This is a genomic window from Leucobacter sp. WKLB1 (assembly GCF_059696215.1).
The window spans coordinates 676029-702300 of record NZ_AP046115.1; the positions used below are offsets into that span (position 1 = coordinate 676029).

At 57.8% G+C, this 26272-nt stretch carries 20 protein-coding genes; 12 read left to right on the forward strand and 8 right to left on the reverse strand.

The window, feature by feature from the left end; genetic code table 11:
- The first annotated feature begins 77 nt into the window (after positions 1 to 77).
- The 3 genes from ACZF5Y_RS03240 (at position 78) to ACZF5Y_RS03250 (ending at position 4757) form a co-directional block, all read left to right on the forward strand.
- Positions 78 to 1043, forward strand: coding sequence for a DUF6615 family protein (locus tag ACZF5Y_RS03240; RefSeq protein ID WP_497534387.1), 966 nt, complete (start codon positions 78 to 80; stop codon positions 1041 to 1043).
- 132 nt (positions 1044 to 1175) lie between these two features.
- The gene (locus ACZF5Y_RS03245) at positions 1176 to 3182 is read left to right on the forward strand and encodes an SIR2 family protein (RefSeq protein WP_497534388.1); all 2007 of its coding nucleotides are present in this window, start codon (positions 1176 to 1178) and stop codon (positions 3180 to 3182) included.
- A 108-nt stretch (positions 3183 to 3290) separates the two neighbouring features.
- A complete protein-coding gene (locus ACZF5Y_RS03250) occupies positions 3291 to 4757 on the forward strand; it encodes a DUF8370 family protein (RefSeq protein WP_497534389.1) in 1467 nt (488 codons plus the stop codon).
- Between the two features lie 190 nt (positions 4758 to 4947).
- Here the strand turns inward: ACZF5Y_RS03250 and ACZF5Y_RS03255 are convergent, their stop codons facing one another.
- Positions 4948 to 5919: a hypothetical protein gene (locus ACZF5Y_RS03255; RefSeq protein WP_497534390.1), complete on the reverse strand. Its 972-nt coding sequence runs from the start codon at positions 5917 to 5919 to the stop codon at positions 4948 to 4950.
- A gap of 585 nt (positions 5920 to 6504) precedes the next feature.
- Between ACZF5Y_RS03255 and ACZF5Y_RS03260 the strand changes: the two genes are divergently transcribed.
- From ACZF5Y_RS03260 to ACZF5Y_RS03270, 3 genes are all read left to right on the forward strand, one after another.
- A complete protein-coding gene (locus ACZF5Y_RS03260; protein WP_497535289.1) occupies positions 6505 to 6648 on the forward strand; it encodes a TIGR02391 family protein in 144 nt (47 codons plus the stop codon).
- A 76-nt stretch (positions 6649 to 6724) separates the two neighbouring features.
- Positions 6725 to 7696 carry an abortive infection family protein gene (locus ACZF5Y_RS03265; protein ID WP_497534391.1) on the forward strand — a complete coding sequence of 324 codons (972 nt, stop codon included), beginning with the start codon at positions 6725 to 6727 and terminating at the stop codon, positions 7694 to 7696.
- 389 nt (positions 7697 to 8085) lie between these two features.
- On the forward strand, positions 8086 to 8904 hold the full coding sequence (locus ACZF5Y_RS03270) for a helix-turn-helix domain-containing protein (protein WP_497534392.1): 819 nt from the start codon (positions 8086 to 8088) through the stop codon (positions 8902 to 8904).
- Between the two features lie 857 nt (positions 8905 to 9761).
- On the opposite strand, the gene ACZF5Y_RS03275 is transcribed toward ACZF5Y_RS03270, so the two are convergent.
- The 4 genes from ACZF5Y_RS03275 to ACZF5Y_RS03290 form a co-directional block, all read right to left on the reverse strand.
- Complete coding sequence (locus ACZF5Y_RS03275) at positions 9762 to 12158, reverse strand: glycoside hydrolase domain-containing protein (protein ID WP_497534393.1); 2397 nt, start codon at positions 12156 to 12158, stop codon at positions 9762 to 9764.
- Positions 12159 to 12254: 96 nt separating this feature from the next.
- Positions 12255 to 12791, reverse strand: a complete 537-nt coding sequence (locus ACZF5Y_RS03280; protein WP_497534394.1) for a hypothetical protein — start codon at positions 12789 to 12791, stop codon at positions 12255 to 12257.
- A 464-nt stretch (positions 12792 to 13255) separates the two neighbouring features.
- The gene (locus ACZF5Y_RS03285) at positions 13256 to 13720 is read right to left on the reverse strand and encodes a hypothetical protein (RefSeq protein WP_497534395.1); all 465 of its coding nucleotides are present in this window, start codon (positions 13718 to 13720) and stop codon (positions 13256 to 13258) included.
- Positions 13717 to 14166, reverse strand: a complete 450-nt coding sequence (locus ACZF5Y_RS03290; protein WP_497534396.1) for a hypothetical protein — start codon at positions 14164 to 14166, stop codon at positions 13717 to 13719. Before ACZF5Y_RS03290 ends, ACZF5Y_RS03285 begins: the two co-directional genes overlap by 4 nt.
- A 294-nt stretch (positions 14167 to 14460) precedes the next feature.
- Here ACZF5Y_RS03290 and ACZF5Y_RS03295 point away from each other — a divergent pair, with 294 nt between their 5' ends.
- From ACZF5Y_RS03295 to ACZF5Y_RS03315, 5 genes are all read left to right on the forward strand, one after another.
- Positions 14461 to 15327 carry a hypothetical protein gene (locus ACZF5Y_RS03295; protein WP_497534397.1) on the forward strand — a complete coding sequence of 289 codons (867 nt, stop codon included), beginning with the start codon at positions 14461 to 14463 and terminating at the stop codon, positions 15325 to 15327.
- Positions 15324 to 15830: an RNA polymerase sigma factor gene (locus tag ACZF5Y_RS03300; protein WP_497534398.1), complete on the forward strand. Its 507-nt coding sequence runs from the start codon at positions 15324 to 15326 to the stop codon at positions 15828 to 15830. The genes ACZF5Y_RS03295 and ACZF5Y_RS03300 overlap by 4 nt, the downstream gene beginning before the upstream one ends.
- Positions 15831 to 15895: 65 nt before the next feature.
- Complete coding sequence (locus ACZF5Y_RS03305; RefSeq protein WP_497534399.1) at positions 15896 to 16195, forward strand: hypothetical protein; 300 nt, start codon at positions 15896 to 15898, stop codon at positions 16193 to 16195.
- 9 nt (positions 16196 to 16204) lie between these two features.
- Positions 16205 to 16900 carry a hypothetical protein gene (locus tag ACZF5Y_RS03310; protein WP_497534400.1) on the forward strand — a complete coding sequence of 232 codons (696 nt, stop codon included), beginning with the start codon at positions 16205 to 16207 and terminating at the stop codon, positions 16898 to 16900.
- Between the two features lie 1943 nt (positions 16901 to 18843).
- Positions 18844 to 19320, forward strand: coding sequence for an MFS transporter (locus tag ACZF5Y_RS03315; RefSeq protein ID WP_497534401.1), 477 nt, complete (start codon positions 18844 to 18846; stop codon positions 19318 to 19320).
- 126 nt (positions 19321 to 19446) lie between these two features.
- Here ACZF5Y_RS03315 and ACZF5Y_RS03320 read toward each other — a convergent pair whose 3' ends face one another.
- The 3 genes from ACZF5Y_RS03320 to ACZF5Y_RS03330 form a co-directional block, all read right to left on the reverse strand.
- A complete protein-coding gene (locus tag ACZF5Y_RS03320; protein ID WP_497534402.1) occupies positions 19447 to 19998 on the reverse strand; it encodes a sensor histidine kinase in 552 nt (183 codons plus the stop codon).
- Between the two features lie 394 nt (positions 19999 to 20392).
- On the reverse strand, positions 20393 to 20653 hold the full coding sequence (locus tag ACZF5Y_RS03325) for a hypothetical protein (RefSeq protein WP_497534404.1): 261 nt from the start codon (positions 20651 to 20653) through the stop codon (positions 20393 to 20395).
- Positions 20641 to 24081 (reverse strand): RHS repeat-associated core domain-containing protein, encoded by a 3441-nt coding sequence (locus tag ACZF5Y_RS03330; protein WP_497534405.1) that lies wholly within the window; start codon positions 24079 to 24081, stop codon positions 20641 to 20643. Before ACZF5Y_RS03330 ends, ACZF5Y_RS03325 begins: the two co-directional genes overlap by 13 nt.
- Before the next feature lie 379 nt (positions 24082 to 24460).
- Here ACZF5Y_RS03330 and ACZF5Y_RS03335 point away from each other — a divergent pair, with 379 nt between their 5' ends.
- Positions 24461 to 24790 (forward strand): DUF7882 family protein, encoded by a 330-nt coding sequence (locus ACZF5Y_RS03335; RefSeq protein WP_497534407.1) that lies wholly within the window; start codon positions 24461 to 24463, stop codon positions 24788 to 24790.
- Positions 24791 to 26272 lie beyond the last annotated feature (1482 nt).

Below are 26272 nucleotides of genomic sequence, written 5' to 3' on the forward strand. Positions count from 1 at the left end.
GGGCTGCGATGCAGTTCAGAAGACGCCGCCTGACCTTCCTCTCGGGAGTGCACTACGTCGAGAAGGACAATAGACATATGGAATCGGTTAACGAAGCGTTCAAGAGAGCCCGCATCAAAGCTATCCAACACATGACCGCATGCGAAGGAGCACAGCTACGGTGGGCCGAGACTTCGATCACCGAGACCGTAATCGCGCAGGTCGCACGCGCTGTGACCGTGGCGCCATTCACGCAGGCCGCTGAGTCCCAGAGCGGTGCTGACTGGATCTGGTGGTGGATAGATGGAACCAGTGCCTACGGCATGCTTGTACAAGCCAAACGTGTGACCATCAATCAGAGCGGCCGGTGGCATTTCGGGTTCGCGTACAAGGCCCATGGCGCAGCCCATGCCCAGCGCGACGTGCTTTTCTCAGCCGCGGCGAAGCTCGGTCTACTCCCGGTCTATGCGCTCTACCTCGGAACACCCGACTACCGGCGCCGCGAGCGATGCTCGAGCCTCCACCAGACCGGTAGATGTCTCTCCTGCGTCAAACGCGCCGTTTCCCTCGCGCCCGCTCTCCTAGCAACCGACATCGGTATGGATGAAGCCAGCTCGACATATGAATCCTCGGTGGCACTCGAAGACCTCTGGACGACGGCGGGAAAGCCGCCGCTCATCCCGGTCGTCGAGGAAAAACTCTCACCGGAGCTCTCGCATTTCCTCACCACACGGCAGGACGGTACAAGAGCTGTCACCCGATCGATGATTGATCGCGTCCTCCAAGCCCGCTTCGGACAGTTCTCAGCGGCTACTACAGGCGCATTGCCCTCACGAGCAGGCCTGCACGACATGCTCGGGCCGATCTTTCGCGAACTCCCGGAGGACACCATGCACGGCGGTGTCGATTACTTCCCGCATCTTCTCGACCCTCTGCGTCATGTACCGCCCGGCTACGTTCTGGACATTGAATCAGGCACGATCGACACTGCCGAACTCTCGTCCGAGATGCCGGAATCAGTGGCGGGTGTTGTCGTAGTGCGGACTTCGCATCACTTAGGATGATCGAGCGTTCCTCCCCGCTTCGTCGTCTTGGAACCACCTCGGTCCAGCGCGCGACTTTCAGTCACAGGACCGAGCATCAGCGTGACAGCCTTTACTGCTGGGACGTCGTCACTGGCGGATATGGTAATGAGTATGGCCGATCTCTCCGCAGACGAGAGCGAACTGCTGACCGTCGCGTTCTCCCTCCATTCCAACCCTGGCGCGTATGCGCTGCTGCTCGGTGCTGGTGTCTCTGCACCCAGCGGTATCCCTACCGCGTGGGGTGTGCTGGAGGATCTCGTTACGCACACAGCCGATCTCGTTGGCGCAACTCCTAGTGATCCCATCGCTTGGTACGAGGAGCGGTTCGACGCATTTCCGACATATGAAGGTGTCCTTGAACGGATCGCTCCGACACAGATTGAACGGCAACGCTTGCTGCGTGGGTACTTTGAGCGGAGCCTCGATGACATCGACGCGGACCGGAAGACCCCGACCCCGGCGCACCTCGCGATCGCGAGACTCGTCCGATCCGGGACGGTCAAGGTCATCGTCACGTTGAATTTCGATCACCTCATCGAACAGGCGTTGCGGAATGAGGGCGTCGAACCGACCATCGTGGCCAGCCCTGCCGACATTGACGGGATGGCGCCGCTTCACACGCTCGACTGCTGCGTGGTCCACCTTCACGGCGACTACCTGAACCCCACGACGATGCTCAACACCGTCACTGAACTCGCGGCCTACGAGCCCAGCACTTCTCGACTCCTCCAGCGCATTTTGGAGGACTACGGCCTAATCATCGCCGGTTGGTCCTCCAAGTACGATCCTGCGCTGCGCGACGCGATCGCGGCCCACTACCCTAATAGGTTCACTCTGACGTGGTTTGAGCCCGCTGCGCCGTCGGAGGAAGCGACCATTCTGCGAACGCTCAAGAAAGGCATCCATGTCGCCCGAGATGCGGATACCGGTTTCGGGCACCTCGCCGACGGCGTCGCAGCCTTGGCCAGCCGACGTGCCCGTCATCCCTTAACCATCCCGGTGGCCGTAGAGACCGCAAAACGTGAGCTCGCCGGACAGACTGTCGCGATCGGCCTACACGACCGGCTCCGTCGAGAACTTGACGCTCTGCACCGACTGCCGGAATTTCACCTCGCTGATCACCACAAAGACGGTGATTACGAAGAGATGCTCGCCCGGGTCGAAGAAGCAACCCGACTACCCGCGGCTCTGGTGATGGCGCTCACGTACTGGGGCGACCATGACACCGACAGATGGTGGATCGATGAGCTTTCTCGTTTCACTACCTCTGCAGACGGGTCCGGCCTCGTCAAGCTCCTGTCACTGCGGGTGGTATCTGGCGCCATCCTTTTCTACGCCGCCGGTGTCGCCGCGGTAGCCGCGCAACGATTTGACTTGCTGGGACGGTTGTTCGCGCTCAAGCATCCGCACCGTTACAACGGTGAACTTGAGTCGCTAGCCGCGAGTGTCGACGCCGAAGCCGGCTACGAGGGGGCGAGAAACGTAAACACCCGATTGTTCGAGGTAGTCGCGCCGCTTCTAGTTGATGTTCTCTCCCTCGGTGTCGAACCGCTCGAGGAAGCTTGGCAGCGGTTCGAAGTGCTGCGACTAGCCTGGGCGACGTGTCATGCTCCGCGCTTCACCGCCCTGCAGACCGAGTATTCGGAGAAGGACAAGGCCTGCCAGGCGGCGAACAAGGAGTTCGAGGATGCGGGGCGTCGACCCGGCGCGGACACGTCGGTAGCGCAAACCGCTCGCACTGCGGCCTGGCAGGATCGGGATCGCGTCCTCGGTAGCATCTGCCGCCTCGCGTCCATCGGCAGACCACACATTCTTACCGTCGACCTCCGTGGTGATGACCGTTATCAGAGTGCGACTGCGATGCGCCTCCTGCATGATCTCGAAGCCGAAGGTGCAGCGCACCCGCTGTTCACTAGCGGGCTTCTCGACGACGTCGACAGCGCACTACTCGCTGTGAAGGCCGTCAGCGTCAGGTTGGGCATGATCGGCTATGAACTCTCCTGGAGCCGGGTCCGCGGTGCAGCCGGCAACGTCCCCATGCTGATGTGGGTCGACAGCGGCCAGACACCACACGAGCGCACCCGTGCGACGGCGCTCCCCGCCGAGGGCCACGATTGACCGGGCTGTGGGCCCGGGACGCTCATCGCATCACGGCAGCGAAGCGGTGCTCTGGGAAGATCAATACTGCGGACGCTTGGGTCTGCACCAAACGAGGAGCGCATGAGCGTGGCACAGACCAAGATCTTCTTCTCCGACTACTTCGGCGTGGACCGAGACATCCTCGATAACTACGGTGCCTTCGATGTGAACCTCGTCACGGATCTTCCCCTGTTCGTCGACCCGTTCCTCCTCTTCAACAGCAAGAAGCAGCAGTATCAAGAGCTCCACGAAAACATCGTTGACTATCTGAAATACCTGAGGGAGCTCTCCCAACAGCATCAGACCGGAGCAGCGATCAAGTATCTCTACGTATTCGGGGAGGTGAAACAGAACTGGCTCGGCTACTGCGAGTTCGGAAACGAAGGCCGAGGATTAGGGCCGAAGTTCGCCAACTCACTGCATGGTGCCCTGGGGTCTGTGCTGAGGAACTTCGGCGACGAGGAGATCACCAGAGGAACACATCTTGAAAAATTGAGCCTCATCCAGCCGGGTGTCGGGCGAGACAATATCAGTGACTTCACGACGAATCTGATCAAGGAGTTCTTGCTCCGCTACACAGAATCTTTCGCCAAGAAGCATCTCGCCCCCGAGCACTGCACCACGTTCCAGGTGGATCGGGTCAGGTTCAACTACACGACAGAGAGCTGGGAGTCCGATAGCTACTACCTGCCCAGGCTCCGTGACGACTTCATTCTGCTTACGCCGTTGGATCTTCTTACCCATGACGATACCTGGATCAATTACAAGGACATGGTCCGCCAGTACCATCGCATCGCGGACTCCGTCGACAACGATGTCGCACGAGACCGGATGGATCGATACTTTCGCGGCAGGCTGGGCGAGAAACCAAAGGAGTCGGACATCGCCGCCGCGGCGGCCGCGACACTTCGGAACTTCCCTGAGCTGATCGATCGATACATCGCCATCCAGGAAGCCGATGGTGACCGCGCAGCGGCCATCAGCAAGGATAAGCGCGATGAGATCCTCGGGATCTTCGAAACCACGGTCCGCGAAGCGGTCAAGGATCTCGCCGCGAAGTCCGACTTCTACGACAGGTCCTGGACCAGCTATGACGAAGCACGAGAGCGAGTGCTGATCTTCAAACACTACGTCGAGGACCAAGACGGCTACCGACTCATCAACCGGCGCGGCACCGGTTTTGCCCGCGAAAGTGAAGTACAGATCTTCTTCGGCTTGATTTGGGGGCTATCCGACTTCGACGTCAATCGAGAACCGAACAACGGTCGAGGGCCCGTCGATTTCAAGGTCAGCTACGGTTCCGGAGACAAGTCCCTCATCGAGTTCAAACTCGCCAGCAACCGCAAGCTCGAGCAGAACCTCCTGCACCAGGTCGACGTCTACGAAGCTGCCAACGACACGACCAAATCCCTGAAGGTAATCGTCTATTACACCGAGGCCGAAGAGGTGCGCGCGCGCAAGATCCTTAAGAACGTAAAGCTGGAGTCTGATCCCTCGGTCATCCTCATCGATGCCCGATCCGACAATAAGCCCTCGGCCTCGACGGTGAAGTAGTCACCCGTCAAAACAGGACGCTTCAGCTCAAGGCTCTGTCTCGTCCGCCAGTACCAGCAGAAGGCACGAGCTACGACGGACCGTAGGGGTTCCAGTGCCCCATGGACGGAGCGAGGTTCGACGCTGTTGGCTCGGGCGGGTCCGGTAGCCGCACCCGATCGCGGAAGGGGTCGATGCGGTCGGCGTATTCCTAGGCCCATTGCGCCCAGGCGAGCGCGTCTGCACGAGCATCACTCTTGAGTTCCCTCTCCGCGTGTTGTTGGAGCTGGGTGGTGTAGCGGCGGATCGCGGCAGCTTCCTTTGATCGCGCAACTTGGTCTGTGAGGATGTCTGCCCTGTGACTGTCGGTGAGCTGCTGGATGGCGTTGTCGCGGGCAGCCTCCCACTGCCTCTTGCGTTCGAGGTGTTGACGCTCCTCCTCGAGTCTCCTATCTACAGCTGCCTTGTGGCGAAGTTCAAGCTCCTGGAGGATCTGCGCGAGGGCGTAGTCGAGGGGCGGGTCGTCGCGGTCGATCCAGGAGTCGCCCCAGAATGTGCCGCCTCTGCTGTCGATGCGGATGCCGAGGCGGCCTGTGGTGACGTGACCCCACTTCGGGAGCGCGTATCCCCTGCCGGCGCGGGCGAGTTCGCTCTTCCTGGTTACATGTTCGACTTTCTCGGTGAGTTGGTAGATGCTCAACCGATACTCGTCGGGTCGGAGCGTGATCTTGATGCGCCCAGTGTTCACCTCGGTGCGCTGCACGTACCCCCAACGGTCCTTTCGCAGCGCCGAGGTCGCCGTGGCGGTGTACTCGCGACGCCGCGCCTCCACGACGAGCGCTTCGACGAGACGGAAGGCACGATTCTTCTCCCCTGCTCGGATGCCGAGGTCGTCGCGGGTTCGGAGCGCCTTGATCACGTCGGAGGAGTCGCGGAGAACGCCTGGCACTGAGACGGGTTCCAAGACACGGGTGCGCCACTCCGGCAGTGGTTCGAGCGTGACGTGGGCGGTGCGGGTGCGGTAGTCGCTGCTGATGGCGACTTGCATGCCGTCGGGGATCTTCTTAAACCGCTCCGGGGTCAGCGCGAGCTGCCGGTAGCGCTGTGCCTGGTTGTACTCGATCTCGATTCGATGATCCTCCGCGGTGGCGAGGGCGTTCATCATCGCGTCCGTCGGTCCCACGCACAGTGGCTTTCGCGGCTTTGGCTCAGCCTTCGCCGCCGCAGTCAGCTTCTTCCTACCGGCCGGTCTTGGACGTGGTGCGGACGGACCCGCCGGATCGTCATCAATGGGCGGGTAGTCGTGCTCGAGGCAGTACGCACCGTCCGTCGTGAGCGTTGCCTGCCAATTCGCTCCGTGGCCGGACACGTAGACAAGGCCGCGATTGTGGAGGGCGCGGGCAACGATGCGGGGCCTATAGTCCTCGTAAACACCATCGGGCGTGCCGTCACGGGATCTCCAGCTGCAGGCCGTTCAGAGGGATACGCGCCATGCGTCAATCATCCGCGATGAACATGACCTGCAGGTGACGCTGGACGGTTTCCTATGCTCAGAGAATGGGGCAATCGAATGGGACGGATCTACGGTGATTCCGACACGTTCCTGTCCGCCGAGGAGGTCGAAGCGGTCGAATGGGAAGCAGCGGCAGCGGTCTACCCGACGGGTGACGAGTCGTTACCTGACTCTGATCTGGAGCGTGCTCATCGGTGATGCCGCTAGGCAGCGCTCAGCGGAGCATCTCCACGGAGCGCCTGAAGCACGGCACCGATCCTTTTCAGCGCCTTCCGGAACCCTGCCGATCACGAGCCGCGCATCGAATGGACGCTGACTGAGCAAGACGCACTCGACGTGCTCGGCACGTTCTCCATGATCCACCGACGACTCGACACCGCCACCACTCACTTCTCCTGATTTCAGCCACTCGCCCACCCCTGGCAGACCGGTAGCAGCCTCCGCCGGACAACTAGCAGATGGATATCCTTTAATCATGTCTGGGCAGGCGCCGCTTATCACCGAGATCACTCGCCGCAAGGTGTTTGATTCGCTCATGCTGTCCGGCTTCCCCTGGGCTGGCCGACTTGAGGAACCCGAGTTCCTGGCCCGGATCTACGACCTGGATGGCCTTCCCAGCACCGATTCCCGATACTCAACGGCGGATGGCGACATTCGCCAGCACCGGATCAACAACCATGACTGGGAGGACGACTGGGTTTTCAGCGATCCCAGGTTCGGACTCCAGCGCGGCGACGACGAGACCGTGCTCCGCTTCCTCGCAGAGATGCTGCACCCCGTGGTTCGCACCGACGAACAACAAGTCGCGGACTTGCTCGCCACCTTCAATGAGGCACTCGCCCGCGACGGACACGAACTCTACCCCGCCGAATGGATCAGCGGGCATCCCGTGTACAGCTGGCGTACCCGCAACAGCTTCCACGGAACGACCCCAGACCTGCGCCTGGACCAGCGTGAACTCCTCACCGATCCCTCCGTCCTCGAAGAGCATCTCACTCGCATCCGCGACAGCCTCTCTGCCGACCCTCCTGCCGCGATTTCATCCTGCAAGAACCTTCTCGAGAGCCTGTTCCGAATCATCCTAGAACGCAGTAGCGTTGACTATGCACGATCTGATGACATTCCGCAGCTCTACAGAAAGATCGCCGAGCTTCTGAGGCTGAATGCTGAATCGGTGCCCGACAGCAAACCAGCGAGCAAGACCTCACAGCAGATCTTGCGCACTCTCGTCACCACTGTGCAATCACTGTCAGAACTGCGCAACGAACTCGGTATTGGCCATGGCAAGTCCACCCGCAGTGTTGCCCTCGCCCGCCACGCACGACTCACTCTGAATAGCACCGTCTCAGTCGCAGAATTCATCCTGGATACCTGGCACGCTCGCGTTGAAGCCGGTCAACTCACACCACAATTCATCGACGCTGCAGCTCAGTCCCACTCCGGCTAAGTCCAGCGCCTTCGGACCTCAGGCCCCCGAATCCTCCTTTAGGCGCAACACGTCGAGGATGCAACTTCGAATCAGCGGCACGCCTGACACAGCCGTGGTGGCTCAAATACCTTCAACTCGCGAGCCGGATACGCGCCAGCGATCACCCTGGACGCAGACCGTGCTTCCAGGGCACTACTAGGCATCGCATGTCATCGCATCCTGGCGTCGCATGGCGGAATCGCAACGTGGCGTCGCATGAGCTAGCACGAAACCGCAATCGGCCAGATCTTAGGTGAAATGTTGTGATCGGTGGAACGTGCTTTGATGTCGGTATGAACTCAAAGCCTTCTGCACCAGTCGCTAAGTCAGCGGCAACCTCCGGCGGGTCCTCTCCTGGAGAGACCCGCATGGTCATGACGAAGCTTGCGGGGCGTGGGTACTCCCAGTTCCGGAACATCCTCGTTCAGCTTCCTGACGAGGACATGCCTCGAGCAAGCACGCTGAGCCGCATGGTGACCGGGCGCCGCCACCGGGAGTTGTTGCTTTACATGCTGCTTGTTGCGTGCTGGCCCTGGCTGTCTAAGAAGGAGGAGCCGTTGCCAGCTGGCGCTTGGACGCGCGCACTCACCGCACCGGGCGGATTGACTTGGTCGCCCTCAACGCTCTCCCGAGCATGGAAGCACCTAGAAGAACTTGGACTGATCGAGAAGCGTGAACGTCAAGAACGCCTTGTCCGAGTCTCGCCGCGCCGAGAAGACGCAGCAGAGGCATACACCGCGCCTGGTGGCCGCAATGACCGGTTGAACATGTACTTCACAATCGCTGACGCGTTCTGGCATGACGAATGGTTTGCGAAGCTCAGCATGCCGGCTCTTGCCGTGTTCCTTGTGGTGGCGAAAGAGACCAGCTACCGAGATGAATGCTGGTTCACGTACAACCGAATGGATGCCTGGTACGGCATCAAGGCTCGCACAGTCCAGACGGGAGTCAAAGAGCTCCGGGAGCACGGGCTGCTCGCCACCCGTGAGGAAACGATAAGCGCTCCGCTGTCTGCAACAGGCAAGACGACGCAGGTGTACTACGCACTGACCGGTGAGTTTAGCCGCCCCTCACGCATTGCGATGCAAAAGAAGGCGCAGACCGAGCTGAAGGCACGTGAGAAGAAGGCCAGCACAGCGGTGAAGGTCAAGATGAAGCCCTCGCGGCCTCGAGTCAAGAAAAGCTAACCGTCAGGAGTAGGTGATGAGCAAGGAGAGGAAGGTGATTCGAGTGTTTTCTCTCAAATTGAGTAAAGAGGGGTGGAAAACCGTGCGCTTCGCCCTGAACAGCACTGCGCGCACAGTTCGTCTCGTCGTACTCCTCCTCGCGTTCTCCCTTCCTGCCCTCGCTATGACCCACCTCGTCGTGAGTCAGTGACCATGCTCGGGCTCGGTCAAGTCCGCCGCGCGTCTGCTGGTTTCGTGAGATTAAACCGGAACCTGCAATGCTAGCTGTAGGGTTGGACCAACCAGGTCGACAGCCGATACTTAGCGAAAAAGCGCTCCAAACGCCGTCTCCACGGATTCCACGAGCATACGCACTCGTTCTCCTCGCCCGGGCAAACCGGAATGATGTCGAGGCTGAGCCCGCTGTAGCCGAAGTAGTCGACAATGACGGCGCCCAGTGCCTCGCATCCGCTGCCGTACTGGTCGAGCTTGGCGAGACCGACGAGTTCGGCGTACCGCAGAAACACCGTGATAGAGCCCCCCCGTTCCCGTGCAATTAGATGTCGACGCTTGCGCGGTCGGGGGTGATGAGTTCGCGGTTTCCCATGTGTCTGCCTTTCTATCTTTTCCCTCGTTACTTTTGCCTGGGAGGCGAAAATCATCGACAGTGACGCTGTGCCTGAGCACTGGTTGGAGGAGCGAAACTGCACGGCTGCAGCCTGCTGCAGTCGGGCGAGAGCGCGACGGACGGGCCGCTCCGCCAGGAGTGGCCCGGCCGTCTGGTGTGGAAGTAGAGCGTGGCTACACTGTCGCTTGCTTTCCGGCAACTGAATGCAGGCGTAGCCTGCTGAGCCGCCCGCGGAGCGGGCGTCAGCTACTCACGGGAGAGGGGAGTACTGAGTTGAAAGGTTAGCGATCTTATTCACGAAGGCTTTGGCGATGCCGCTGAAATCAGCACTGGTGAAATCTGTGATTACAGCGTGGTTCCCCTGACCGTTGCTTTCCCAAAGTAGTTGCGCACGGGCCGTAATGAAAGCAACTCTTTCAGGAGTGTCTGAGGGAAGGGTAAAGATCCGTCGAGTGATATCAAAGCCGTTTTGAATGTTGCCCCACCTGCCTCGAATGAAAACATCGAAGCGATTCTCTCCGGTGAATCCGGAGTTGGTGACCGCGAACTCCAGCCCCCTAGCAAACGAGGGCGCCACGCCTTCCTCCAAGGCGAACACCGCCGCCCATGCTGCGATGTCACCGTGAAGATCATCACTGCCGAAACTCGAAGCAAAGGCACCATTGAGTGCCGCCTCAATAAAGGCGAAGGCCGACGAATAACTGTGACTAGTAGTGATGTACTCACTTGCCAGCGTGATGAGATCGCCCGTCCAACCGCCCTGGTCCCCCAGCTCCGGATCTAACTGATCGTTCGATGTCCCACGGTAGGTGTAAACAGAGGCGGTCGCCAGCATGTGTGGCCAGTCAAATCCACCAACAGGGTGCCTGTCGTCAGGGTCAAATGCATCGGGAAAAACCCCAATTGAATCGTCAGCATAATCGTAAAAATCAGGCGTGTCTTGACCCCCAAGAAGGGTCCATAGCGGGCCGTCGTATGAGCGGTGGCGCAAGTACCTGGTTGTAAGTTCTGGCACCGAATACATCTGGCTGCCCTGAGCTCGATAGCGTGTGGCCGCTGCTTGTGCTTCGTAGCAAAAGCGAATCGCTCGCTGGAAATCGGATTCGGGTGGGACTGGATCAATGGAGACCTGACTCTGACCGGCGTCTCTTCCTGATTTGATGTCTTTGTCGATATTCACCCAACCGTCGCCCGCTCCGATTTCATACTCGAGCACCTGGTCGAATGCCCAGTTAAAGGGCAACGGATAGCCAAGGTTGCCGCTAAATCCCGTGGACATTCCGCTGACGAAGCTGGTGGATGCCAGATTCGCAGCGGAAACGATAGCGCAGGTATTTCGGGAGCCGTAAATCCCAGCGATGTATTGACTTTGGTTTGACGCCAATCCATCTCTTACGCCTTGGAAGTATGGAACCACGTTTGAGTGCACTTGGCTCTCGATTGCGTCGAAGTCGACCGCGAAGTAGATCGTAGTTCCCGCCAAGAACCCATATCCACGCGCTGCGACATGCGCTTTTTGCCCAGCCGTAAAGCCTGCCCAGTAGTTGAAATAGGACAGACCAGTGCCGCCTTCCTGAAAAATGGGAAAAACGCTCAGTCCCGCCGAGAAGATATCGGTAAGCTCTCCAGGTTTGATGTTCTTATCGAGTGCCCAATCGTATGGCTCATTTGTGAGATAGCGTCCGACCGTTTCGTATCCATGTGCGACGAGGGTCGCGGCTCGAGCAGGCGTGATCTGACGAATCGTGTCAGCTGCTGTGCCCGGCCGACTGGGATCTCCCGTGGATACAAGCAGGGAGGCCCAGGTTCTAAAGTCACTTCGAGCGGTGACCTGAAGAAGGCAAAAGGCCTGAAATGAAGTTGTGGCAGAAACGGTACCTTGGTCGAAGACACCGGCGTACGCGGACGGATACCCGTTAAAAATCAGCGCGGCTTGGTATAGATGGATGAAGTATTTCCCGCTGCTGGTGTCGGAATCTCCGGCACCGAAGTTTGCCGAATTGGCCAACCCAGTTTGAGTCCCAGGACCAAAGTTGCCATTCGCAACACCATCTGACATCCCAATTTCATATTGCAGCGCGAACATCAATCCGCGTTGAACGTCGCGTGAGTAGAAACCGTCGGCCGGCGTAATGAAGTAGTCATGTCGATGGATGTATCTCCCGTTCAGGTCACGTTGAATGGCACGAATCGTTGCGTTTCCGCCAGCTACAAGGACATATGCGTCCATTGTGAGCAGTGCTTTAAAGAGCTTGGGGAAGATGGTCGCTGGATTTGGTGTCAAGCCGATATCGCTCCTTAAAGAGGAGACGCCTGCAGCTGTCGTATCCGAAAAATCGCCATCGAGGAATCCGTTTCCGCCGTTGTACCCCTTGCAATACATGGCGCCTTGCAGGATCCGCACGACATTCTTCGGGGCCCCAGAGCCCTTCCCGATGTCACCCAGTGCGGCCACGGCGCTAAGTGTGCCGGCGCCGAAATTGTCGGAGAGGTTTGGTAGCCCGAGCTCATATTGCAGCGCTCTGGTGAGTGCGTACATTGTCGGCCAGCCGGTATTTCCATCGGCCTCGACGGGGTTCCATTCCGGAACACCGGTGTAAGTGTCGTTAAGCCATAGTTGAGTATTCAGGACCCACTGATCCGCCATTTAGCATGCTCCTCTTGCTCAAAAACGCAATGCATAAGTAAGCTAACCAAATAATGTTTGACGTTTGCGATTCTTTTCGAAATCGCCAGCGTTTCCTCAGTAATAGAACTGAATGGAAATCACGATCAAACTAATCGAGGGATCCTTCGTAGATAAAGCAGACACAGTCGCATTGTCCTTTCGAAAGGTCGCATCGACTTTTTCTGCCCCAAACTTCTGAATAATCGGCCATCTGTTCCCGAAATCCTCGACGGGAACTTCCTCGAATCCTGCTGTAGCGACACTTACATCAGCAGCAGGCATCGAAAGGACGGCGTATCCAAACCCTGCCGTCTGCAACAAATTCAGATTTGAGCTCGAGAACTGAAGCGTGGCACTAGTTGGCAGCTTTATGGCCAACTCTTTGTCAATGAAATCCATCACCGTGGCGTCAGAGCTGCAGGCCACCCCTCTGGGGTCAACGCAAGAATTGCCCACTGGCTTTCCGCCGCCTTCGGGCGGCAGGCGAATGAGACTGACTGCTACAACCGTCAACAACGCGAGCGCGCTGGCAAACAGAAGAACCAGGCCAAGACGGCGAGACCGTGCTATTCGAGCCCGGCGACCTGCTGCCCCCCTGTGTTGAGTACCCATTGAATCCCCATCCATCTCGACGTATTACTCCCGACTCTATGTACGCCCGGGCTTTGCGAGCCTTCTAATACTTGAGTCGCACCTCGATGGGTTGCTTCAATAGACGCGTGATACCCACTTCGATCTGTATTGCGGTAATGGGCATCTCGATAGCTGGCGATCCCGTTCTACCATCTTCATCTACCCGCAACCCGGAGTGTAAGAAGAGTACTCAGAATTGAGCCAGATTGGCATGTGCCTTACCCATGGGTCCGCCACGCAAAGGAAGTCCTGTCAGTGGCGCGAATCAGCGCTCCCCCCGCCCCAGCAGGCTTGGACGGTTCAACACTGAAGAAGAACTGCCCAAGCTCAGGATTGCCTACTATGAGGTCCTAAAAGAGGGGCCGACCCGCCAGAGTAGGGGTGAAAATGCTTAGGAGAGCCCCCTGCGTCAGTAATTGCTGGCACAGGGGGCGAGGGGTGACTTAGGGGCCCTGCCAGTGCAGTTCGCCGTAGAAGGTTCTTCTCTCGGGTGCGCCACCTCCGGCCTTATCCCAAAGGGTGTTGAGATAGAAGGCCCTAGTCCCGATCACACCTGATTGGTTGATGATCGTGTAGTTGGTGCCGTAATTCCACGTGGGGGCGGTAATGTCAGTTCGCGCGAACTGGTCTCCTCCAGAGCCACGCAACCCGATTGAGAATCGGTAAATACCGCTGGCGACGTCCCATCCATTGTGAACATAGGAAGCAACGCGCCCGCCTGCTCCGAGAGTTCTCTTATACCCCCACTGTTGCGCCGTGTATCGCGGCGAGTTCACCGCCAGCTGGTCGATATAGAGAACCGCTTCTGAAGATGTCGCGGTGCTGGGTGCCGAATTAACGACTCCGCCTGCCAGAAGGGCCGCCGCAAGGGAGTAGAGGACGGCTGCTTTGCCAAGTCGTCGTTTCATGAGTTGCCTCCGCTAGTACCAAACACGCCGCAGGTCTCTTCAGCTTCAAGCTCCACAGGGTCTTCCTGTGAAGCGCGAGCGAGCGATTCAATGGTGCCCTTCTGCACGGAAGCGTCGCTCAACTCTGCAATGGCGGGCTCGCTCGAGTACTCTTCGAATTGCTCATCGGCGAGGTGCTGTGCTTCTTCTACTGAGATGGCTGGGTCTGAAACCCACGTTGCGATTTGGATACACCGTGATGCCGTCGCTGCGACGGACTCGATGTAACCGGCCTCATATTCGATCGGGTTTCCCTCGTCCGTAGTTGCGGGGAACATTGCAACCGCGCCATCGATCGCTGCTGACTTGTCGAACTCGGCAAGCGCAGGGTCTGCATTCACAGCACCGAGAAAGAGCCGAGCTCCTTCCTCAGCATCGTAGAAGACGGGCTCGTCGCCCAGGAACATTGGGACAGCCCCTTCGGCGCTGGCCTGCGCGGGCTCCTCTGGAGTGCTTTGCGCGGAAGCGGCTGAGACTGCACTCACGGCAAAAAATCCGCCTGCGAGCACAAGTGCCGCCGCCGGCGCTACTAAGTGTTTCTTCACTGAATACCCATCTATGTGATTCGTACCTGCAACCGAAGCTTAAACCAATTCGGAGCAATCAATTAAGTCTTTGATCTAAATACTTTGGAAACTTTTTGTCCCGTTTTGCCCCAGTCAGGACAGGTAGGTAGTAACGAAAGAATGTGAGGGATGCTCATGATCGGTAAGCAAGGTGACTTCGCCTTCGATGCTCGACTCGCGCGACAAGCGAGAGAGACACCCGTAATCGACGAAAGTACTTGCCGACAGCTGGTGAATCGAGCCGAGGTTGAGGCCCGAACCCGGCGGAAACGACTCCGAATCGGACTCATCGCATCATTCGCGACGGTCGTGGCTCTTGGCGTCCCGACGGCAGCAGTCGCCAACGTCGTCTTCAACGCACAAACGGGCCGCTTCAACGCAAGCGAGCAACAACCTGCCCCCGCACCGTACGAAGATTCGGACAATGATGGCGGTCAAGGCGTATTCGATCCCGGCACAGAGGGGTCGCCTGGAGCTGAGTGGATCGAAATGGGCGCAAGCGACCTTGACAAGTACATTGCGTCCCGAGCACCCCGCGACATCCCACTCCCGGAAGGTGTGACTTGGGACGACGCGCTATCACATTTCTTCGAGAGGTTCGATCAAGATCAATACGTTGCCTCGAATGACCTCGGAGGAAATGGGCAAGTCGCAGCAGAGAGCTTGGTCGTGGATATCATGCTGGAGAACCAGGCGAGACGAGAATGGCTTACGGCCTGGTTTGACGCGCACGATCGCAACGATAAGGACGCCATGCGAGAGGCCGGACTGATGCTCAGTGGTTCAGCTGATTGGCCTGCGGAAGCCGCAAGTACCCGCGGCGCCTATTTGGAGCAAATGCATGAATGGGGGCGCCTCATCGCTTCGGGCAACTATGAGGCGGCCCAAGGGTACGCAACATACTACGAGTGGAGCGAGTTCTCTGACGGCAAGGACTACTCCGAAATCACCGGCGAGATTCTGACAGGCGAGCTCGTCGCCCCCTCAGGAGAAAACGAGTGAAAAGGGCCACGTTCCAAGACGCGTCACACATCGACACCGTCAAGATCGCACTCGCCGACGTCGTCCCCGAGCTCGTGGGCTACTTCAACAGACGGCTCGGAAACCTGGACGATGCTTCGGATGCAGCTGGAGACACACTCATTGAACTCCTCCGATCACCGAGCAAGGTCCCCACTGACACAACGCGATTTCGACAATACGTTTTTGGAACAGCACGCCATGTTCTCGCGCGCATCAGACGAGGCCGGCTCAGGCACATAGAAATCACTGAGCAGCTAAAAGCTGAGCTGAAGACCTCTGAGCAGCATGAGTCAATCCCGGAAGATTCGACCCTCGCAGACGCGATCGGCAATTTGAGAATAAAGGATCAAGAACTCTTACTCCTAGTTGCTTGGGAAGGGTTCAGTATCACGGCTGCAGGCGCCACCCTTGGGCTCAAGCCAGATGCCTCACGGAAGAGGTATGCCCGTCTAAAGCAAGATCTTCAGACGCGACTGAGCTGATATCGGAAGGTGCACGTCACCCAGATCCAGCGCTACTGGCGCCCATTTGATCGATGAGGAACTCAATGAAGATGAAACAAATTCTGCTTGTTGCCACCGCTGCAGCCCTGACGCTCGGCGCATTCACGGCAAGCCCCGCGCTGGCGGCCGAGCCAGACGCCCCGAGCACCGTCACGGCTGCGCAGGTAGCACCGTTTGCCGGCATCCAGTATGGGAACGCAACTAGTGATACCGAGGCGAAATGTGTCGACAACCGCAATCGCAAGATCAAGCTCCTTCGCAACCATGGCTACACGGTCGATCCGGGCGGCGGCTGCACCTGGGTCTTCACTACCTGGTGCGCGAACTTCGCGTACTGGAAGTGAGTGGTCATCATGGGTAAGGCATCACGGAACAAGCAGAACCGGGTGAAGGAACCGCAGCCGGTGTATTACCACGGTGGACGCGGCGGATTGAACGTCGGCGATGTGCTGCAGCCCGGCCGCAATTTTGCGGACAGCAAATTTCTTGCTGACTCCATCAGAGACGACTACAAGGTTGCCGGTCACTCTGATTTCGTGCACATCACTACCGACTTGGACTTGGCTGTCGCCTACGCCTGGACAGCGACACTGCAAGATTCCACGCTACGAGACCAGACGCCCGGCGATACAACACCTGGCGCGGTCTACAGAGTGACCCCGGTAGGGAAAGTCAGCATGGATCCCGACTACGGCCATGTCCCTGGTGTCGGGGTGCGATGCCCGAGAGCGGAGATCACGGAAGTGGTCCGAGCCGCGGTGCCGCTGTCAGAAAAGTCCGCCCAGGCCGGCGCAAAGAAGTACGAAACCTATGACGATGGCTACCGCATGTACACCAAAGATGGGCACGCGAGGCCCACACGGAATATGCGATTCCTGGGATTCACCGAAACTCATTTTCTCGAGCTCGGGCTGTGGCCATCGCTACAGCAGATCAACTCGCGAGCAATTGTGCTCGTCGGACAGAAGTACCCAGGCATGGGCGACAACGATTTGCAGCAGATGGTGAAAAAGAGCACCGTCACAATACCGGATGACGTCACTTTTTGACCGCCTGAGCTGCATTGCACAATGAGCTGGGCCCCGTGCTATCTAACGACAGTACGGGGCCCAGGCTGTTTCATGCGGCGTAGCTGAGGAGCCTATCGGGCGCGAGGCGCATCGACGCGACCACGAGCTCAGTCTCGAATGGATCTCGCCGCCCGATCGCTGACCCGTGCCGTTCACACCTCAGCTCGAGCTCAGCCCGGGAGAAGTTGTCACAGGTGAAGAAACGTCACTTTCTCCTGGTCAAATCGTGATGAGTCGTCCTCATGTTTCCATTGCTCTTGTGGTTTTGTCGATCGGATTGACGATTCGCGTAACCGCAGGGGAAACAGTGCATCGAAAGAGGATCTGAAATCAGCGCGCTCTCTACCGTCGACTTCAAAGATTTCCTTGTGTTCTTAATCCCAAATTTGCTCCTACAGCGCTAGATTCGTCGCGCATCACATCTCGGGCATTCCCACCAGGTCCTCCATGGGATCATGACTGGGTTACCGCAGAATGGGCACGGTGGGGCGTCCGGTGGAATCAGGTCATCATCGGTCATGCAGCGTATGTTGAGGATTCTGCGCGAGCTACTTGCCAAGCTTTCCGGTCGTGCGTTTGGACTCCCACCGTTCAAGCATGTGTAGCGCATCTTTGGAGTAACCGATGGAACGCATGGCCTCGATGATCTGACCGATTTGGAGTTGCGCTTTGAACAGTCAGCTAGCACCTTCGTCATGACTTCATCGGTTTGCTCGTTGTGAGCCCAGGCGTTGTTGCCCAAATGGTCAATGAAATCAAGAAGCCCGATCTGTTCTTTGTTAAAGCCGAGCCATTCGAAGTTACGGGGCTTGTTCACCATGTCCTGGACAATAGCCCCTCCCTGCTTTTTGAAAGGCGCTCATAAGTACGATCCTGAGTCGATGAACGAATTGATCGAAGAAGCCGGGATGCGGCGTTTCGACTTTCCGTCACCAAAGTTCGCCACGTTGAAGGTCCCATCGTTCATTCGCTGATACAACCACTCGCGAGACATTCCGAGAAGCCGTGCGACGTCGATCGGCTGCGACGTGTCGCCGACCAGGCCTGGGAGGGTCAGTATGACGGCCCTCCTACGAGGCGAACCCATTAGATAGGCCTGGGGAGTCGCCAAGATCGTCGACGGGTGCAGTGCGCCGGCAGTTCCACCCATGACAGCACCGAGACGGATAGGGCCGTGGCGAGCAGCATCTAACCGCTGGTCCCCGAGACAGGAAAAAGGATGGGGTGAACGAGCCGGTCGATTCGCCAGCGCGCGAGAACCAGAACCCTGCCGGCGAGGATCACTCCGCCGAAATCAGCAGAGGTAGATCTACCACGTGCCACAACAGCATGTACGCATCGAGGTCGGTCCGGGATAAAGGGGACGCCGCGACTGAGACGACCGGGTTCCGCAAGCACGATGCCACCCCGAACCCATAACTCTCCACGCATGAACGCTCGGGGCCTGGGCAACGGTTGCCGAAGCTAACGATCTGCACGTAAGCAACGCGGTCGACGCGAGAACAGCAGTTACTCAGGTTCGAGGTCCTGTAAGGCTTCCTATCAGTTGGGTGACCATTCCCATGCAGGCACGAAACTCGCGCGGCGGTAGAGTGCCGCGCTCATTAGTGGAAGTCGCATCAAGTCGGAGCCATCCTGAAATCACCTGGCGCTTTGGTTGACCCCACCGGGTGCAGTTCTCAAGCTTCGGAACCGGTGCACAACGATCGTCCTCCATCTCGAGCGAAACACCCGATCAAAGGCACACGCAGTCGCGTTCGAATACAGAGCCAAATAGAACGTACCGTTTCGCATTCCACCAATATCGGCTGATAATAACTACCCCCAAGCAGGGAAAACCGCACCTCGAAAAGTTCGTACCGCGTTTCTCCAACTCGCCGCTTCGCGTATCTGTGCGCGCGCCACCTATGCATAAGGGTCTGATGCACGTTTATGCTGTGGCAATCCATTCCGGTATCAGTCGTGCTGCTGAAGCCGGCCTGCTTGTAGCCGGTTACGGAATCGGTAAACTCGCGGGTTCCGGACTGCTCATGGCATGTCCACTGCGAGGTAGCTCCGACAGGCTCACGATTCGATTCGCTGGGATTGCTGTTGCTGGTCTCGCGCTGGTCCTGTTTTCCCAGATCGGCATCGTTGCCATGTTCGCGTTCGTTCTCGCGGGCATTGCAAATGCCTATTTCTTTGCGGCCACGTTGGCGGCGCGAAGTGAATTCTCGCCAGAAAGATCACGGGCACAGGTGTTCATGTGGGTCGGCGTGCTGAAAATCACGGCCGGCTCTCTGTGTACAGTATTCGCCGGATCTTTACTGGGAGTCTCAGCGCAACTTCCCTTGCTCCTAGCGCTTGCTCTACTCACAGTAGTTACTGGAGGGAGTTGGCTTTGGGCAAAGCGGAAATAGTTATGGCTGATGTGAGTCTTCGTGAGAATGATGCGGTCGCGGGGCCCAAATTTGTGTGACGCGAGCTGCGCTGAAGATGGCGAATCAGCTGCAGTGAGCGTGGGCGTCCTAGCTTCAGTCCCTAGATCAGAAAGGGTGGGGTTTGTGTGTGTGCAGCTGGTTCCTGTTTCTAGGCAGTCGTGCCACGAACGTTGTGCCCACCCCGTCTCGCGAGTCCGGGCCAGTGGTCACCTCCAGCGTGCCGTCGCGAGCGGCAACGATTGCGGCTGCGATCGACAGACCGAGCCCGGAGCCGCCCGAGCTCCGATTTCGAGAGGCGTCGCCACGGGCGAAGCGATCGAACAGCCGAGGGAGCAGCGCCGCGTCGATCCCGGGTCCGGTATCTGACACGGTGAGCACGGCGTCATCCGACGCTTCGGCGATGGAGACGGTGACACGAGTGCCCGGCGGCGTGTGTGCAGCTGCATTGCCGAGCAGATTGATCACGACCTGACGGAGTCGATGCGGGTCACCCGACACCTCAACCGAGGAGTCGGCGTCGACCGCCCATTCGTGGTCGGTTGCGGTGACGTGCGCGTCCGTCATGGACTCGATGGCGATGAGAGCGAGGTCGACGGGTTCCGAGCGCAGCGGTTGGCCGGAGTCCAGGCGGGCGAGCAGCAGCAGATCCTCGACCAAGGCACAACGGCAATTCGCCACCTCTCCGAGCGGTCGGGTTGTTTGGCAGTGGACAGTGAGTTGTAGCTGGAAAGGACGTTACGTCGCGGCGGTCGCTCAGGGTTGCCTTGGGTCGCCAGGGTCTGATTGATTTTTCTGCCGAATCGTCTGCGTGCGTGCACTCGATGCGGAGTGCTTTCGCAACGCGGAGCCGACTGCTGAACGAATGATGAGCCAGAGTATCCCGAACCAAACGAGTGAACCAACGATTGACAGCACAATTGCAATGATCATCAGACCGTCGACGCTGGGTAAGAAGGGGTTGGGTTGCATGTAGTCGTCCTTTGCTTCGGTACTTATAACGGCGTCTTCTGGGTAATGCTCGACCTGGGATCAACAAGTGCGGACGGCGCGTTCAGCTATCTTGATTTCCCCGTATTCTTCGTTCGCGAGCCTGCTGCAGGAAGTGAAAGCCGATGATAATTACTGAGAGGATCGTTCCTGAAAGAAAGAACAGTGTCCCACCCAGATCTTCTGGGGCGAAGCTCCAACCCCGCCGGACATTCGCTCCAACTGTGATGAAAAGCACACCGATCCATGCCCACCATTTCCCGATGATCCACTCATACCACGGCGACGGGTTCTTATTCGGTTCGTTTTTCTCTACATCGTGCATAGCAGATAACCGTCTTCCTGGGGTTGAGAGCTGATGTACGAATACAGGTCTTCGAATGCGTACACAATTCCGAAGATACTCGGGACTGCGAATATCACGACTCCGAGGTAGTAGAAAACGCCCGCAGCTTGTTCCCAGCAATTTGGATAGAGCCCACTTGGATCAGTGCTGTTAATCGGGTTGCAACCAACGTAAGCGTAGAGATTGTTCTCCTGGCCAGATGGGTCCATCTGTGTGAAGCGTGCTTGTGCGGTGTCGTAGTAGCGGGCTCCGAGCTTATAGACCCCGTCAGATTCCTCGTATCCTCCAGTGTATTTCAGGCGATTCGCTTGGACCGTGGCGTCAGCGCCTTCGGATCGAGTCTCCCCGTAAGGTGAATAACTGTAGCCCCCGAGCCATGCTCCGTCTTGGTCGAAGAGGCCGATGATCGACCCCAGAGAATCTTTCACGTAATAGGCTCTCTCTCCGTCAACTGTGCTGCTCACAGTAGTACCGTCTGCAGTTCTCGTGTACTGGTTGATATTGCCTGTTTCTGTGGTCTCTGCTGCGAGCCCAAAGGGGCCGGTAAAGAATGAGCGGTTCTCGCCGATCTTGAGCTGCTCGGCATTGCTTACTCCGACAGACAGCACATTTTCACCATTGAGTTGTGTCACATTGCCTCGGTCACCATAACTAGTTGAGGATCCACTGAGGCCGTTGGTGAGCTGGTTTCCTGATCCGTCATAGGTCCACGTACTTACATCGTCAGTGGTCGAAACGAGTTGGTTCGCAGCGTTGTAGGTGTAGTCAATCGTGCTTGCGCTGGCTCCCGTGTCGCCTGTGCGAATCTGCTTTGTGCGGTTTCCAGCTGGATCATATTCGTACTGCCAGCTGGCCGTCACGGTTTGATCGTCTGATTCCGTGGCTGTCAAGACGCGGTTGAGGGAATCGTACGTGTATGCCGTCACGGCCCCGAGTGGGATTCCTTGCTCACGATGACTCGTGCGCTCTTGAACGTTCGCGCGATCGTCCGCAGGGTCATTGCTATTGCCTACGGTATACGAGTAGCTAATATCTGCCACGGTCTCGTCTTCGGCGTCTCTTGCAGTGATCTGGATCGCTCTACCCGAGTTGTCTCGAGTCGTTGTCTGCGAGGCTCCTCCGGGGAATGTTCGCTTTACCTCGTTGCCGTTGGCGTCGTACTCAAATGTGACACAGTCAGAACCAGATGCTGGGGTTGTGGAAGGGTCGCAATTCTCACCGGTTTGAGACAGGGCTATCAGCTGGTTTGCGGCGTCGTAGCGGTAGTCCACATTGGAGATATCGCTGCTTGGATCACCCGTCATTCGATAGGTGAGGGTATTGCCGACTGCATCAAGCGTGTAAAAATGCGCACCGTACGGGAGACCACGTTCCGGAGCCCCTTCGATCACGAAGTTCACGCGGCCGAACTCGTCGATTGCCGAAAGTCGAACAAATGCCATGGTGCGATCTTGACTGCGAAGTACTCCGCGAGCGTCGTAAGAGAAGGTTTCGGTGATTCCGTCTGCTGCTGTACGACTGAGCAGCCTCCCAGTACTGCTGTAGCTGAACGAGGTGGTCTCACCGTTTCCGGAGATTGTGGAGATCACCTGGCCGAGAGCGTTGTAACTATAAGTTGTCGCGTTTAGCGGAGCTGGTGGTGTCACCTTAGTAACCTGTCCGCCATCGCTGAAGACCTGATACTCATAGGTCGTACTATTCCCGTTCCCGTCGATCGACTCGCAGACTTGTGACGGGAACGCTCCGCACGTGATGCCATTGCTGCCTTCGCGTTTGAACTCGTGTTGCACAGCACCGGAATTTCCTGTCGTGTCAGACACCGAAATTGGGTTTCCAGCATCGTCGTAGTCGTACTTCCTGCTATTTCCAGCATCATCGATAATGCATTTTGGTAGGTACAGGTCAGAACTCGTCGACTGTCCACATTGGCTACTTTGCGTGAAGATCGCAGAAGCGGACGCTCCCGTGGGTAGCGACTTCGAGGTCTGGTTGCTGTTCTCGTCGTATGCATAACTGGTGACGTTTGCAGCTCCACCGTTCGCGCCGAACGCATCGGTCGACGTTGCAATGTCGCTGTTCGGGGTCCAAGTGGTAGAGCGTTCGCGTCCGAGGGCGTCGGTTACTTTCTCGACTCGGCCAGCAGAATCGATCTCATAAGTGGTGTCGTTCCCGTTCGCGTCAGTGACAGTCGTGATGCCACTGTCATAGCTGAAGTGAGTGGTGAGCACCGAGGTGTCTTTGCCTTCGCTTACTGACGTGACCCTGCCTTCAGCGTCGTATCCGAATTGCGTGACGAAGCCGAAATCTAGCGTGATTGAAGCAAGTAGGTCCTGGGTGTCGTAAGCGTATGTGACATTGCGACCATCTGAGAGCACGACGTGTTGGAGGCGCTCTTCGGCATCACGTTCATACGTCACTACACGGTTAGCGGAATCTTGCACTCCTTCCCCGCTGATCAGGTAGGGAGTGGTGATAATGCTTCTCATCCCAAAGTCGTGCAAATATCCCTCGATGGGGCTTACCCCTTCCGCTTTAAAATATCGCACACCGATTCCGTTGCGATCAACTTCCGATCGACGAACCCCATTTGCATCAAAAACAATCTTGTTTCCGGTGCGATTGACGGTGATTTCATAAGCGTCGAGATCGTGGGTGCCATCGGAATTATCCTGGGCGATGAGTGTCATGTTGACCCCAGGCGCGGCAATCCAGGACCCATCAGAATTTAGAGTGAATTTAGCCACATATTGGTTCTGGGTGTAGTAGCTGGCGGTGCCAGATGCTTCATCAACGACCAGTCCGACGTCGTCCTTGTCCAGGGTGGTAGACCAGCCGCCGCCAAGGGTGCCGTCACGTGAGCTCAAGCTGTTATAAACGCGGCCAGCCTCTAGCCCCACCCCGTCGGAGGGGAACGCTAGATCGTTGGCAGTAACGAAGAGGTTGCCGTTGGCGAGGTTCACGCGCGCCTGTTCGCTGTCCGAAATGTTGTAATCCATGAAGGTGAAGTGCGACATTGCCCCGAGGCCGGGTGCAGATACTGCTGAATCAGTCGCCGAAACTCCTCTCGCGGCAATATCCGCGCCGCGAGACGCTTCGTTGGGGGACCAAAGCTCTTCGCTAAGCTCTGGCGTCTCGGTCTTCAAGGGCTCGACCGCGACAGGGTCACTCCAGGTATCTGGAGTCAGGAGATTCGCGTCCGCGCGGAGCGCATCAATGTCGAAGTTTGCCGTCTCGACCGCCTGGGCTGTGTCATCCCCAACGGGTGAAAGAAGGGTCACTGTCACGGTAATCGCTAAAGCAGAGGCAATTATTTTTCCTCGAAACACCCGATTCCTCCTTGGTGGCGTAGTAGAGCTCAACAAGGGAAAGGTATTTTTTTGGATCCAAAATAGATAGGTCTTTCGCACCAGGCTGTGTTCAATCTATGCTGGTTGCCGAATTTATTGTGCTTGGCGTCTCATAAAACCATGAATATTTCTCATGCGCGGTGTTACAGCGCCGACCCTACGTGTTAAGGAATTTCGCCCCTATTCGCGGGCACACCATGCAGGGGCCACCGGCGCGCACCTATTTGGGCGGGCTAAACGCGCTTTTCGTGGTGACGCGTTCGTTACGGAAAAGGCAGGGGGTGTCCGTTCGTCGAACGGCTTAGAGGCGCATTTTGAAGAACGGCGAACTCGGAACGAGCCACGATTCGGCCCGAAGAGCTATTGCTCGTGGTCGCATCGTTTCTGTGCGGACGCGCACACATTAGCTTTGAACTCGCCCAGGTGACAGTATCGGTAAATGGGGAAATTAGTACATGGGGCGCGCGAGTACGAGTTCGAAGACCGTTTGCTCGCGCATTTGCAGTTCGTAATTGGACAAAAGTTGAAGAAGCAGGAATGCTTCTTCCTCAGCTGGCAGAAGTCACACGGTGAAGGGGACGGGCGCACGTCGGTTTGGTTGTCACCGTATGTGACGGTCGCTTTCCACTTCAGCGGTAGTCGCGAGCCAGACATGAGTAAGGCGTGGATCAGAGCTCTCACTTCGCTCTCGCATGGGTCCCGCGGCCTCATCGCGATCAGTGAGCACGATGCCGAAACCTATGTAAAGAAGAACCCGGACCTCATCTAACAATCGCAAATGACGCCTCGACACTCGCTATTGCGAGACGACGAGGAGACATCTTCCGTTTGCAGACCTGTCGCGACTCGTCGTGGGTTCAGCAGAGTGCGGTGTACTTGCTTCACGCACAGCCGCAGCTTTAGATCAGGAATATGGCCGCGGGCAGTAGTAGTAGCGCACTCAGCACAACCCCAACGATAGGCCACATATACCCCCAGCGATCAGAAAAAGCGAACCCGAGTCCGACGAGGCTAAGGACAAGAGCCACGGCGCCGACGACGACCGCGATTGGCAACGTGATGAAGAGTAACCAGCCGTAGTTCGGGTCCACGGTAGAACCTAGAACGAGCACGATCCCTGTTGGTACGAATCCTCCGAAAGCTGCGGCTGAAGCCGCGACACCGAGTTTGTGCGCTCGCCGAGGCGCTTGTGTCGAGAGCCGTGTCATGAAAAGAGCCTAACTCGCGGAGATATGCCGGCACCGCGCGTGCTCTGGAATGGCGTCGCGAGCGTAACGGAAACGTTCCGGAGGGTTGCAGTCGGGCGGCCGCCTGCGCTTCGCGCGTTCACCAGCCGCGGCGCTGCGCGCTGTTTAAAAAACAGGGTTAGGTCACCGTGAAGCGGCCAACCGCGTTCCTCGCGGCGGATCTACGGCCCGATGCGTCATTCCCAGTGAGATTGGGTGCGCGAAGTAGGACTTCTAGATGCAAATGATGTGAAGTCCGAGGCGTATGCAGCGGTGAGTGAGAAGAGCGAGAGTCCGTATCGGTGCCTCGTCCCAAAGGATGCTGAACTCGTTTAGGCTTACCGCACTGTCGGGCTCAAACTCGATGGGATCGGGCTCCTTAGAGATGACACCAAGGTCACGTATCCGGCGTTTGGGGAAAATGTCTTGCCATTACGTTCTGGATCGAGACGAACAATTGGAGCGTCGTAAAACACACGTCACCGCAGCTCACGGATCAGCGGTTTAGCGATGCAGCGGAGGCCGCGAGCAGGCGTGGTTGCACCGGATGATGATGGCTTTGCATGCTACTCAAACACGAATACTTCTCGGGGGAATCGGCTGAGGTCGCTTTAACCTTCACCACCGAGAAATGCTTGCAGCACCGACCAAGCTAGCTGATGGGTGGCGGCCTTCTCGGCGCTATGCGACGAACGCGAGGCACTCGGAGTGGCACGGCATCCGCATATTTACTGTTATGCGGGAACTCGTCTGTTCCCAGCACCATTTCTCGATCGCAGGAGCATGCGCTCTCGACGTTCATGTCTCGGTGGTTCACCTCCCGGCATCCGCACCGAAGCGAAGCGAGGCAGCGTTGGTGGGAGCCCGGTCCGGGCGGAGGGCGGCAGGACCCCCAGAAGCCCCAGTGGGGCTTCGCAGGGGCAAGGAGCGAAGCGACGCAGTAAGTGCCCCGACGAGCGCAGCGAGGAGTGGGTGAGGAGACCACGGAGGGCGAGCGAAGCGAGTACCGGAGAGGGCTCCGAAGA